Raw genomic sequence first — 12,003 nt, 5'->3', positions numbered from 1 at the left:
CGCGGGTTTCAATGACTTTGATTAGAAAAACCAGCCGTAAGAATGAAGGCCCTTTCCTAATAGATTAACTCCTAAATAGCAGACCCAAACTACGAAAAATCCTGTTGCTGCTAAAATTGCAGGTTTTCGTCCTTGCCATCCGCGAGTGATGCGGGCGTGCAAATAGGCGGCAAATACTAACCAAGTGATTAGTGCCCAAGTTTCTTTCGGGTCCCAACTCCAGTAGGAACCCCAAGCTTCGTTAGCCCAAACTGCGCCGGCGATGATGCCAATGGTAAGTAGGGGAAATCCCAAACCAATGATACGATAGCTAATGTTATCGAGAGTTTCTGCTAAATTCAAGCGCTGAGGAGAGAGGAGTTCAGTTTTTGAAACGGGGGATGTTTGGGTTGCAACTAATTCTAAGACAGCGGTTTTGCTGTGACCATTGTTGTTAGAGGTTGCAGTGGTTGCAGGGGAAGTAAGTAGATTATCTTGTGGTTGAATTACGAGGTTTTCAGGGCGTTGGAGGTGGTTGTCACCGTTGCGGTTGCTGTTGGTTCCAAAAGAACTACCTGTGAGTATGATGTTTTGGCCGCGAGTGACGATCAGGAAGGCGATCGCTAGGAGTGCGCCTACCATTAAAGTTGCATAACTCAGCATCATCACGCTAACGTGCATCATCAGCCAGTTTGACTTGAGGGCGGGAACTAGGGGTTCCGCTGATTGCATGGTTTCGGGTAAAGTGAGGGTGGCAAAGGCTGAAATTGCCATTGCTACGGGGGATGTAGCTACTCCGACTAAGCGAGATCCGCTCATATTTTCAGCCAGGATGTGGATGGCTGTAATCCCCCAAACTAAGAAAAATAGGGATTCGTAAAGGTTGCTTAAGGGGAAATAACCGGCTTCTAGCCAGCGAGCCCCAAGCAAAGCTGCGATCGCAAGATTGGCGATCGCCATTCCCGCAGTACCTAAAGCTGACAGATAGGGGATACCAGGAAATGCTGCGCCTCCCCAGTAAATCAGCATGGTGGCGAAGAGAATGGCAAATGAGATATTATCCAGCGAGTTCTGGAGTGCAACCAGATCCATCAAAGAGTTCTCCTATGAAGTTTTAGTGTATCTATACCTAAGCATATCGATCCTACTGGGGAATGGGGCTTTTTGTTGTTGAACAAAGGGATTTTCTGCGATTGTGGGCTTTTTAGGGAATTATCCTAACAACATACTCAGCCTAGTTGCGATCGCTTAGCCCACTTATTAGTCCGAGTTGGAAAGGCACGCAATCAGGGGGCAAAGGTTCAGCTATTCTTTAGAATGGGCAGATGAATTTTGCGATCGCGTTGGTGAAGGATAGCAAGAAGGCGGTTCTAGGACTTATCACAGAAGTCGGAAGGCAAATTCAATAATTGCATTTTACTTAGGACTCCGGTTCTTCCGTATTTAGTATGCTAAATACGGAAGAACCATATTCCCAAAATCACAATCCTCTTAGATCATGGTTATCATCCTGAACATCTGACTATTGAATTACAATACTCCGGACAGTTTTGGAGTAGAGACGCGATCGCCCGTCCACAAAAAAGTAAGTAAAATTTGAATCTCAAAGGCAGAAAAAAAGACACTCTTTAGGTTAAGCTTAAAAAAACTGACTAGTTGCCTTAAACTTAGCCAAATATGAAGCCTATAATCGCCACTTGTCTGCCCATCCATTCGTGTTTTCGATGGCCTCTTATAAACGTCTGGAATTCAATCGGCATCTACTTTATACATTTATTAGCAAGTTAGATTTAGACAAGGACTTGATTTTAAATCATCCTAACCTCCCTTCAGTCTTGTCTTATGGTACTCTGGCTGCTTAAAAACTGTCCGGACTATTGGTCTAAAAGATGTCAAATGGGTTCTATAAATGGGCGATACAGGATTTGAACCTGTGACCCCTTCCGTGTGAAGGAAGTGCGCTACCACTGTGCTAATCGCCCGCGAATAACAAATATAACACAACCAACCAAAATAAATCAACCTCCAAATTAACCTTTCCTCCCTCAATCCCCCTGCGGGTACTCCTCCCACAAACTCGTAGTCTGTCGCAAACTCCGAAAATCCCCATTTCCCAAAATCAAATGATCCAACAGCGGAATCGCCAAAAACTGCGCCCCCGCTAACAATTGCTTAGTTAAAGCAATATCTTCTGGGCTCGGTTCCAGATTCCCCGATGGGTGATTGTGAGAAACGATCGCGCGCGTGGCCCCCTGACGAATCACTTCCCGAAAAATATCTCGTGGATGGGCCAAAGTCTCCGTCGCCGTCCCAATCGTGAGCACCTGCGTCCCTAACAACCGATTTTTCACATCCAGCAACAACACCGCGAAATGTTCCTGCTGCTTCCACATCAAATCCTGACTTAGCGCGTCTGCGGCCGCCTGGGGACTATCAATCATCGCCAAATCAGGCGATCGCGACTGAAAAACCCGCTTTCCCAACTCAACCGCCGCCAAAATCGTTGTCGCCTTCGCCGGCCCAATCCCGTGAATTTGCGTCAACTCCTGAACGCTAATATTTCGCAATATAGACAGCGGATCGCGCTGATGTAGGCTTAATTGATTTAAAATAAATTGTCCCAGACCCACCGCCGAAAGCTTGCCAGGCCCCTGACCCGTACCCAAGAGAATCGCGATTAACTCCGCCGTTGAGAGACTTTTAGCCCCAATTGCCATTAATCGTTCGCGGGGCCGTTCATTCGTTGGTAAATCAGCAATTCTCAGGCTGTATGTCATTTATGCACCTGCGATCGCAACTTAGACAATGAAACCATATTACTTTAAACTCGGCGGTTGAAACCGCATCTACACAAACCAAACCCGCCTACGCGGGTTAAAATTCTACTGAAAATTGGCGGTTAAAACCGCATCTACACAAACCAAACCCACCTACGCGGGTTAAAATTCTACAGTCCGCGAAGGCGCACTTCGTTTGTGTAGCCGCGAATTATATTCGCCAAGGCTTCATTTTATTTGTGTAGCCGCGAATTTATTCGCCCGGACTTATTGCTTATTACTAAAGATTAAGCCCTAAAATAGATATATAGCAACCGCCACAACGGTTAGGACATTTCCGATCGCCCAAACCATTTCTAGTATTGCATTTTCCTCCTACATAAGAGCCTCCTGCCTCCTGCCTTCTGCTATAACTCCCCCAAATTCAACTATGCAAATCCGCTTTAAAATAACTCGCCAAACCCAAAACTCCGCCCCCGAATTTCAGACCTACACCATCGACGCAGAACCAGGAAACACCGTCCTCGACTGCCTCAACCGCATCAAATGGGAACAAGACGGAACCCTAGCCTTCCGTAAAAATTGCCGCAACACAATTTGCGGTAGTTGTTCCATGCGAATTAACGGTCGATCCGCATTAGCCTGCAAAGAAAACATCGGTAGCGAAGTCAAAAGACTCCAAGAAATTGCCAAGGCAAACTCAGCCCAAACCCCCACCGACTCAATCCCCGAAATCACAATTGCCCCAATGGGTAATATGCCAGTGATTAAAGATTTAGTCGTAGATATGACCAGCTTTTGGAATAACCTAGAAGCCGTCGAACCCTACGTCAGTACCGAAGCTAGAAAAATTCCCGAACGTGAATTTCTCCAAACACCTGAAGAACGAGAAAAACTCAATCAAACAGGTAATTGTATACTCTGCGGAGCCTGTTATTCTGAATGTAATGCCCGCGAAGTTAATCCCGAATTTGTCGGCCCTCACGCCCTCGCCAAAGCCTACCGCATGGTAGCAGATAACCGCGACAGCGATACAGAAAACAGACTAGAAAAATACAATCAAGGCACAGTTGGGGTGTGGGGTTGTACCCGCTGTTACTACTGTAATTCTGTTTGCCCAATGGATGTTGCACCAATGGATCAAATTGGTAAAATTAAACAAGACATCCTCGATCGCAAAGACGCACAAGCCAGCCGTTCCATCCGCCACCGCAAAGTCTTAATTGATTTAGTCAAGCAAGGCGGTTGGATTGATGAGCGTAAATTTGGTGTACAAGTAGTAGGTAACTACTTCCGCGATATCAAAGGTTTGCTTAGTCTTGGCCCCTTGGGTTTACGCATGATTGCTAGAGGTAAATTTCCTCTATCGTTTGAACCATCAGAAGGTAGAGAAACAGTGCGATCGCTGATCGAATCTGTGCAAAACTTAGAAGACTAATCTATTGGCAATCATCGCAGTTGTAGCAGTCAATTCCTCACCTAAAATTTTAAACAAAAATGACATCTGAAACCCCAACTTCCCCACCAAAATCAACTCCTGAAACCTCAAATAAACCCGAACCTGCCTTTGGTTGGACTCCCTATGCTGAACAAATTAATGGACGTTTTGCTATGATCGGATTTGTAGCGCTGTTATTGCTAGAATTCTTCACCCGCCAGGATTTCTTTACCTGGTTGGGGATGTAATTTATATCGATGCCTTTGGCATCCGAATTAATGAAGAATTTTTAATTCCCAAGGTGGTCGGTTTCACTTCGTCTTACCCAACCTAATGTTTTTAGCTTCCGATCCCAATTGTCCAAATTATTGAGACAATCTGCATTGTTGAGTTAACTTCAGAAGATCGACCTCTTGCCTCTTCCATCCTGCCTTCTGCCTATACTGTTGTATAACTTTGGAGAATTGGGATCGGAAGCTATCATCAAGGGGAAAGCAATATTTGAATTTTACTTTCCCCTGCCTTTTTTAATTGTTACGGATAGTCAAGGTGTACTTACCACGATCGGTTTTATCTCGACCATTGACAATTACTTTATAGTTGCCAGTGGCGGGTAAAGTAATACTTAGCCTAGAATTGCACAACCCCTTGCTAATAAAATCTTTCTTGGTCGTCTCATCTTGATAGTTGCAACTATCTCCCATATCGTCAGCTTCTTCAATCAATTTGCCAGTGGAATCAAACAGTGCTAAATAGGTATCAAAATCAGGACTTTCTAAAGTAATAGTCACATTTTGACCCTGACGACCGTCAAAGCTATATTGGTCGAACAGACTTCCATCAATTTCCAGTACAGACGAGTTAGTAGGGCTCAGTTCCCCGTCTTTTTCCAAGATCACACTAGATGGCGATTCGGAAGGGCTCGGCGAGGGTGGCAAAGGTCTAGGAGAAGGTGGTAAAGGTCTAGGAGATGGCGATACTGATGGAGAAGGCGACGGTTCAGGACTCTCCTGAGCTAAAACAGAATTAGCCGCAGACAAAAGAACAGACTTCCTCTGAGGAAATTCTGCTGAAACGAAGGAAGAGCTAGTGTTGCCAACAACCTGACTAGACTGGGACACTGGCGCAGCAATGACTGGGTTGCCAGAAAAAGCAGCTAGTAGGCTAACTGGCGCGATCGCCCAAAATCTAACTTGACGCATGAATTACCTCAATTTGGAATAAAGAAAAAGACCTTTCCTTTCTCTGTTTTTAACGGACTGTCAGAGTGTAGCGGCCTCGACCTGTAGAATCATAAGCATTAACAATCACTCGATAAGTACCCGCAACAGGTAAAGTCACAGCGATCGCAGCATCTTGACTTGACTCAGTAATGTCGTCATTTTCCGCAACTAACCTGCTATTCGGGCCAAACAATGCCAAATACGGATCAAACTCAGAACTTTCGAGCGTAATCCTGACAGACTGTCCGGCACGGCCTTCAAAAGTATACTCGCGGTAAAGACTCCCGTCAGACTCAAGTACAGGAGCACCTTCAGCTAAAACCCCATCTTCCTGCAAAATTATACTTCTTGACTCTGGCGGAGCAACCCGAGTCGGCGCACTACCCTTAAGTTGTAAAGTATAAGACCCCGATTGCCGTGCTTCATAAGAATTTGCCAGTATAGTGTAAGTACCATCTGCGGGTAACGTCACCACAATGCGAGCATCTTTATTACCCCCACCATCATCATCTTGAGCGATTTCGCGCTGAAGAGGCCCCAACAAAATCAAATAAGGGTCAATATCTTCGCTCTTCATATCAATCGTCACTTCCTGGCCAGCTTTACCCTCAAAGGAGTAGAGGTCAAAAAAGCTATTGTCCACTGGCAAGATGCTGGACTTGTCTGTAAGCTTGCCATTGACCATTGGCCCGTTTAGCATCAATTTTTGAGGTTGTTGGCTGCCAAAAATCGAACCTCGCCTCTGGGAGACGCGGGAAGCTCGACCTTCTCGCACCGCTGTTAGGAATGGCGGCACTTTGTCTACAGAGATGGCAAAACCAATGCCAATATTACCTCCACCTTGACCGCGAGTAAAAATCGAAGTGTTGACTCCAATTAATTCTCCAGCGCTATTTAGTAAAGGCCCCCCAGAATTACCTGGATTGATGGCAGCATCGGTTTGAATCAAGCCTCGATCTTTGTCCATGCGGCTGACGATCCCGACAGTAAAAGTACCCTGAAATTGACCAAAGGGATTGCCGATCGCATAGGCCCGCTGACCAACTTTTATCGAACCAGCAGCCGCCAGAGGAATTGTCGGTAAATTAGTGCGATCGCGTATTTTCACCACAGCTAGGTCTAAACCGTCTTCCCCAAAGCCAATCACATCGGCTGTAACTTTGCTACCGTCTGCCAGAATTACCGTCACAGTTCCGCCTTCGGAGACAACGTGAGCGTTAGTCAACACCATCCCATCTGGAGTAACGATCGTACCGCTACCGTTAGCTTTGTCCGTATCGATGGTAACGACAGCGGGACTAGCTCGTTCGTAGACGCGGATATTTGTGGTTTCGTCAACATCTTGTTGAGCGATCGCACCCTCTAAATGCCTCAGCTTAACTTGCGTTAAGCCCTGCACCCCCTGAAGTGATGGCGTGGCAGCCACACTTGCTCCCAGTGCCGATCCAACTGTTAAGATTCCCGATAATGCCAAGCCCAAAATTTTGAAATTCATCTTATTTTTTATCCGCTCAATGCCATTCTATGAAACTTACTCAAACCTACCGATCGTAAGCTGATGTTCACTTCCTGCTTCATCCTGGGAAGTCGGCCCCTTCCAGTCCACAGGAATAACTTCAGGCTGAACTAGCCTTACTTTCTCTAATGGGGCTCCGGCCAGATTAATCGCTGGGTTTAAGTCCCGATTTAATATCAGTAGGACTTACACTCATGGGCCCAGAAACCGCACTTCCACCGAAGTCCAAACAGTTTTTTCCGAATATACTTCGTTACCGCCCGCAGATTCAGTAAAAAACCCGGTTTCTGTAGTCAAAGTGCCTAAGTCCCGATCGGGTTGCAACACTCACAATCAAAGACTCGCTTCTTTATTTATAGACCATTCTCAAACTGGTTCCCGAATTCTCAACGCTGGTTCGTTAGCAAGATACTTAAAATTGGCTTCGCGCACTTTAGCATCCTCGTCATTATAGAAAAAGGACAAAAGAGCAAAACGTTGACCCCTAGTTACTGGTGTCGCCTCGTGCAACACCGAGCAAGAAAAGACGATCGCAGTTCCAATCTCCCCTCGATAGCCGTTAGGCCCGTACTCTGGAAACCGTAGATATCCACCCATATATTCTCCTACATTTAGGTTAAGAGTCATCGCAAAGCGTCGGTGCAGTGTAGCTTTACTGGTGTTATCGCGGTGGGACCGGAAGTAGCCGCCACTATCGGCATCGTAACAACCCACAAGATAGCGTTCAAACCTAGTTATTTTAAACTGAAATGCCTTTTCTACCTCCGGGCAGACACGACGAACGATCAAATCACTCAACTTTTGTTGTAATTTAGGCTCCTGAATAAATACGTCTTGTCGCTTCTTGAAGCTATCGTCTAACAAACCTACTGTTTTCCCCTCTATTTGCCTCATAAAACCAGAAGGACTACCGCCTTCGGCTTGATAAAACTCAATCAAACTACGGCAAAAAGCTTTGTCCAAAACATTAGGAATAACTAGGACTGGGGCGTGTCTGCTTGCGGGGCGGGCTTGTTCAACAGGGGGCAAAGCTTTGAAAAAACGCAAGACTTGCTCGGCGTGTTGAGCGGGATCTCCCATAGGAAAAATGTTTAATACCTGAAGATTTTCGTTAAGAACGAAGGTACAGGGAGCATATTGAAGACCTATAGTTTCTCCTTGCTCAACTGTTTGACAAACACCGTACTTATTACTTACGGTTTTATCGAAGTCCCAGAAAAATATGAATGAAGGGGCGATTTCCGCAGGGAAATTTCGATCTTTATCAGCAGGATCGATGCTGACAGCAAAAAATAGGACTTGTAATTGCTCAAATTCTGCTCGGAGATTTTGGAAGGATTTAAGCATAATTTGGATTGGCTCAAAGGCAGTGCTGCCACAGAAAAACAGCACGATCCGCCGACCTCCAACAGTAGAGAAATGAAACAAGGGGTTGACTGTAGAAGGAAGAGAGAACCAAGGAGCAGGATCGCCAATTTCAAGTAATCGCATAGTCAGTTGTATATTAATCTTTCATTGATAATTGTTGTTTTTTGTTTATTTCTTGTTCCCAGTTTTTGTATTTTAGTTAATAAGACTTACGCATTACTTACGTAACGCCGCCATCTTGGCGGTGACTTGACCGCCAAGATGGCGGCGTTACGGGTTTTTTGCGTAAGTACTGGTTAAGAGGGAAGCCTTCCCGTTTTTATCCGAATACGGAAGAAACCTCTGCCCTTAATCTAAAAGGTGAGGGGGAAATTTTTATCTTTCTCCCCCTCACTCCTAATAAATTGATTCTTTTTCCCCCTTGACAAATTACCAATTCCCAATTCTCAATTACCAGTTTCTCCTTTGCTGATTATTCAAAATTGGTCGAATTGCCTGTGTTATCGTCGGGGTAATCTACTGGTCGATACTCAACATAGTCTGCTGGTGTTGGGTCTTCGCTACCTCTACTCCGGCGAGACCTCGATTCTTCAGGAGGACGGCTTCTTTTTGGTCTTGTAGTTTCGGGGTTACGGCTCTCTGACCCAGAGGGACGGCTATTGCGCGTGCGAGTAGGCTTGTCTTCGCGATCGCTTCCTTCCCAGTCGTCGGGTTTCTCTGTTGGGGAGGTTCCGGGACGCACGGGCCGCTTGCGGGATTTTTCTCCTAAGTCTGGTCTGGGTGTACTGCTACGACTTGATGGGCGGCGGCGCGGTTCTTCATCATAGCTGTCCCGCGTGGAACGTGGATCTTGACTTGCTCTAATTCGGGGACGGGGAGGATAATCTTCTTCTGGTTCAAGTCGTTCTAGCTCAGCGTCATAACTATCATAAGCGTAGGCATTGCTGACCGGTCGCTCTTCATCTACTATCTGGTTGCGGCTTTTTGCGCCAGCCGTTGCAGCGCCGCGCAAATTAACGCTTTCTACTGCAAAGAAGATGGCGGTACCAGAAAGAAGGAACTGACCGAAAGCCAGAATGGGGTCTAGTCGCCATCCTTGAAATAGCAGGATACCGCCGCACAGCAAGCCTACAGCGGCAAAGAAAATATCGTGATCTCGCGCTAGTTTGGGTTTCCAAGATCGCAGAAAGTACAGGCCTGCGCCGGCCACTGCTAGGACGATTCCCAGCAGACTGCTCCAGTTCAATCCAAAATTAACCATTAGCCTTTCTCCTATGTCAGTCCTAATGTTAACGATTTAGACATAAAATCTCTACTGAGATTAAGCCGATCGGACTTACACTCATGGGCCCAGAAACCGGGTTTTTTACGAAAATACTTCGGTAGAGCATCGCAGATTTGGTAAAAAAGTAGGCGATCGAGGTCTATGAGTGTAAGTCCTAGCTTATAAGTACCAGGAAAAAGGAAGAGCATTAACTGTTGACCATTGACCGTTCGCTGTTTTTCTGTCAACCGGTAACAGTTAACCGTTAACAGTTAACAGTTAACCCATTCTTAACCTGATTAGGTGCGTTTGATCTTATCTTTCTGGCTGATAAAGATCAGTGCGACTGTTGCGGGAATTAATACAAGCCCAGCACCCCAAAGCAGACTGTAGAAAAAGTTAGCTAGTGAAGGAGTCATAGATCCAAAGCCCTCTATTACAAGAATTTGATTTTTATTAATTTTATACATCCCTGGTCTTCTTGAGAAGCAGCTATTTGTGTGGGTTGCTGCGATCGCGAAGCCGACTTTCTTCATCGCGCCCCATTCTGGCTCGGAATTAGTCGGCAAAAGGGTTAAAATTATGAGAAAGTTACTTTACAATACTTAAGATATTAATGGCTGACATGAGTTCTATTACGATTGCGAGTTGGATACTGGGCTTTGTGCTGGTGGTAATGACCTTGCTCTTTATTTTCCGCATTGTCCTGACTTGGTATCCGCAGGTGAACTTGAATAGACTACCCTTTAGCTTAATTGCTTGGCCGACAGAGCCCTTGTTAATCCCGATGAGGAAGATCGTGCCTCCAATTGGGGGGGTGGACATCACGCCGATTATTTGGGTAGGTATTGTTAGTCTCCTGCGGGAGATGCTATTGGGTCAACAAGGATTGCTGACGATGATGTAATTAGTCAACGGTTAACTGTTAACGGTTAACTGTTAACTGTTAACTATTAACGTTTGTTTTGACGCATCCACTCCTCAACGAAATTTGTGTAGACTTCGCCGGCAAGGAAGGCTGGGGTTTCTAGGATTTTTTGATGGAAGCCGATGGTTGTGGGTACGCCGGTGATGGCGCATTCTCGGAGGGCGCGTTTCATTCTGCGGATGGCTGTGGGGCGATCGCGTCCCCAGACGATCAATTTGCCAATCAAAGAATCATAATAAGGCGGGATCTCGTAATCTGTGTAGACGTGAGAATCCATTCGCACGCCGGGGCCCCCAGGAGGCAAATAGCCGCTGATCCTGCCGGGATGGGGGCGGAAGTTATGGTCGGGGTCTTCGGCATTAATGCGACATTCTATGGCGTGACCGTTCATTACAACTTGATGTTGATTCAGTTGCAATTTTTCACCTTGGGCGATGCGAATTTGTTCGGCGATTAGGTCAAGGCCGGTAATCATTTCGGTAACGGGATGTTCTACTTGGATGCGGGTGTTCATTTCCATGAAGTAGAATTTGCCGGATTTGTCAAGTAGAAATTCGACAGTACCCGCGCCAGTGTAGTTGATGGATTTGGCAGCTTTAACAGCGGCGTGACCCATTTTTTCTCGCAATTTGGGAGTAAGGGCGGGGCTGGGGGCTTCTTCAAGGAGTTTTTGATGTCGCCGTTGGATGGAACAGTCTCTCTCGCCGAGATGGATAACGTTACCGTGAGAGTCAGCTAGGATTTGAATTTCGATATGGCGAGGGCATTCGATGAATTTTTCTAGGTAAATGCCTGGGTTGCCAAAGGCGGCATCAGCTTCACCTTGGGCGGCGGCTAGAAGTTTGGGCAGTTCGCATTCTTCTCGAACTAGCCTCATGCCGCGCCCACCGCCGCCGGCTGTGGCTTTGATCATTACGGGATAGCCAATTTCACGGGCGATCGCGATCGCTTCAGTTTCGTCTTTTAATAATCCGCCGCTACCCGGTACTGTGGGTACGCCGACGCGCTGCATGGTTTCTTTGGCTGTGGATTTGTCCCCCATCGATCGCATGGCTTCTGGGGAAGGGCCTACGAAGGTAATCTGGTGATCTGCACAAATTTCGGCAAATTTGGCATTTTCCGCTAGGAAACCGTAGCCGGGGTGAATGGCTGTGGCGTGGCGGGTGAGGGCAGCGGCGATGATGTTAGGGATGTTTAGATAGCTTTTGCTACTGGTGGGTTCACCGATGCAAACGGCTTCATCCGCTAATTGGACGTGGAGGGCGTGGCGATCTATGGTGGAGTGTACCGCGACGGTTGGAATCCCCATCTCTTCGCAGGTGCGGATGATACGGAGGGCGATTTCTCCGCGATTGGCAATTAAGAGTTTGGAAAACCCCATCTTTGGTACTTGTGACTCTGCGATCTGTAGAATAAGCCTTTTCGGTATATTCTGGTAATGAATATTACCCAAAATCTAGTTTAAAGAAATTTGTTGCACAATTATCGGGTTTTGGTGTTAAGATTGTAA

At 46.4% G+C, this 12,003-nt stretch carries 13 protein-coding genes and 1 tRNA gene; 3 read left to right on the top strand and 11 right to left on the bottom strand.

Features of this window, described 5'->3' with window-relative positions; genetic code table 11:
• Positions 1-21 precede the first annotated feature (21 nt).
• From ccsB to radC, 3 genes are all read right to left on the bottom strand, one after another.
• Positions 22-1,071, bottom strand: coding sequence for a c-type cytochrome biogenesis protein CcsB (ccsB, locus tag OSCIL6407_RS0102340; protein WP_007354955.1), 1,050 nt, complete (start codon positions 1,069-1,071; stop codon positions 22-24).
• 818 nt (positions 1,072-1,889) lie between these two features.
• Positions 1,890-1,961 (bottom strand) — tRNA-Val (locus tag OSCIL6407_RS0102335).
• 63 nt (positions 1,962-2,024) lie between these two features.
• The gene (gene radC / locus OSCIL6407_RS0102330) at positions 2,025-2,756 is read right to left on the bottom strand and encodes a RadC family protein (protein WP_007356678.1); all 732 of its coding nucleotides are present in this window, start codon (positions 2,754-2,756) and stop codon (positions 2,025-2,027) included.
• A gap of 430 nt (positions 2,757-3,186) precedes the next feature.
• Between radC and OSCIL6407_RS0102325 the strand changes: the two genes are divergently transcribed.
• Entirely contained in the window at positions 3,187-4,194 is a 1,008-nt protein-coding gene (locus tag OSCIL6407_RS0102325) for a succinate dehydrogenase/fumarate reductase iron-sulfur subunit (protein ID WP_007356679.1), read from the top strand.
• A 59-nt stretch (positions 4,195-4,253) separates the two neighbouring features.
• Complete coding sequence (locus OSCIL6407_RS0102320) at positions 4,254-4,442, top strand: chlorophyll a/b-binding protein (RefSeq protein WP_007356681.1); 189 nt, start codon at positions 4,254-4,256, stop codon at positions 4,440-4,442.
• 279 nt (positions 4,443-4,721) lie between these two features.
• On the opposite strand, the gene OSCIL6407_RS0102315 is transcribed toward OSCIL6407_RS0102320, so the two are convergent.
• The 7 genes from OSCIL6407_RS0102315 to psbX all read right to left on the bottom strand — a co-directional run bounded on the left by OSCIL6407_RS0102315 (position 4,722) and on the right by psbX (position 9,984).
• On the bottom strand, positions 4,722-5,396 hold the full coding sequence (locus tag OSCIL6407_RS0102315) for a PPC domain-containing protein (protein ID WP_007356682.1): 675 nt from the start codon (positions 5,394-5,396) through the stop codon (positions 4,722-4,724).
• A gap of 49 nt (positions 5,397-5,445) precedes the next feature.
• The gene (locus OSCIL6407_RS0102310) at positions 5,446-6,912 is read right to left on the bottom strand and encodes a trypsin-like peptidase domain-containing protein (protein ID WP_007356683.1); all 1,467 of its coding nucleotides are present in this window, start codon (positions 6,910-6,912) and stop codon (positions 5,446-5,448) included.
• 213 nt (positions 6,913-7,125) lie between these two features.
• The gene (locus OSCIL6407_RS38515) at positions 7,126-7,257 is read right to left on the bottom strand and encodes a hypothetical protein (RefSeq protein ID WP_456077472.1); all 132 of its coding nucleotides are present in this window, start codon (positions 7,255-7,257) and stop codon (positions 7,126-7,128) included.
• 42 nt (positions 7,258-7,299) lie between these two features.
• The gene (locus tag OSCIL6407_RS0102300) at positions 7,300-8,424 is read right to left on the bottom strand and encodes a redoxin domain-containing protein (RefSeq protein ID WP_007356684.1); all 1,125 of its coding nucleotides are present in this window, start codon (positions 8,422-8,424) and stop codon (positions 7,300-7,302) included.
• A gap of 349 nt (positions 8,425-8,773) precedes the next feature.
• Positions 8,774-9,562, bottom strand: coding sequence for a Ycf66 family protein (locus OSCIL6407_RS0102295; RefSeq protein ID WP_007356686.1), 789 nt, complete (start codon positions 9,560-9,562; stop codon positions 8,774-8,776).
• An 11-nt stretch (positions 9,563-9,573) separates the two neighbouring features.
• On the bottom strand, positions 9,574-9,813 hold the full coding sequence (locus tag OSCIL6407_RS33845; protein ID WP_007356687.1) for a hypothetical protein: 240 nt from the start codon (positions 9,811-9,813) through the stop codon (positions 9,574-9,576).
• Positions 9,814-9,864: 51 nt separating this feature from the next.
• Complete coding sequence (psbX, locus tag OSCIL6407_RS0102290; RefSeq protein ID WP_026103631.1) at positions 9,865-9,984, bottom strand: photosystem II reaction center X protein; 120 nt, start codon at positions 9,982-9,984, stop codon at positions 9,865-9,867.
• A 206-nt stretch (positions 9,985-10,190) separates the two neighbouring features.
• Here psbX and OSCIL6407_RS0102285 point away from each other — a divergent pair, with 206 nt between their 5' ends.
• Entirely contained in the window at positions 10,191-10,472 is a 282-nt protein-coding gene (locus OSCIL6407_RS0102285) for a YggT family protein (protein ID WP_026103630.1), read from the top strand.
• A 46-nt stretch (positions 10,473-10,518) separates the two neighbouring features.
• On the opposite strand, the gene accC is transcribed toward OSCIL6407_RS0102285, so the two are convergent.
• Positions 10,519-11,874, bottom strand: coding sequence for an acetyl-CoA carboxylase biotin carboxylase subunit (gene accC, locus OSCIL6407_RS0102280; protein WP_007356689.1), 1,356 nt, complete (start codon positions 11,872-11,874; stop codon positions 10,519-10,521).
• Positions 11,875-12,003: the final 129 nt, after the last annotated feature.

The sequence above is a fragment of the Kamptonema formosum PCC 6407 genome, assembly GCF_000332155.1.
GTDB lineage: Bacteria > Cyanobacteriota > Cyanobacteriia > Cyanobacteriales > Microcoleaceae > Kamptonema > Kamptonema formosum.
Note: the sequence above shows the minus strand (reverse complement) of the source record. Positions and strands in the feature narration are given on the sequence as shown.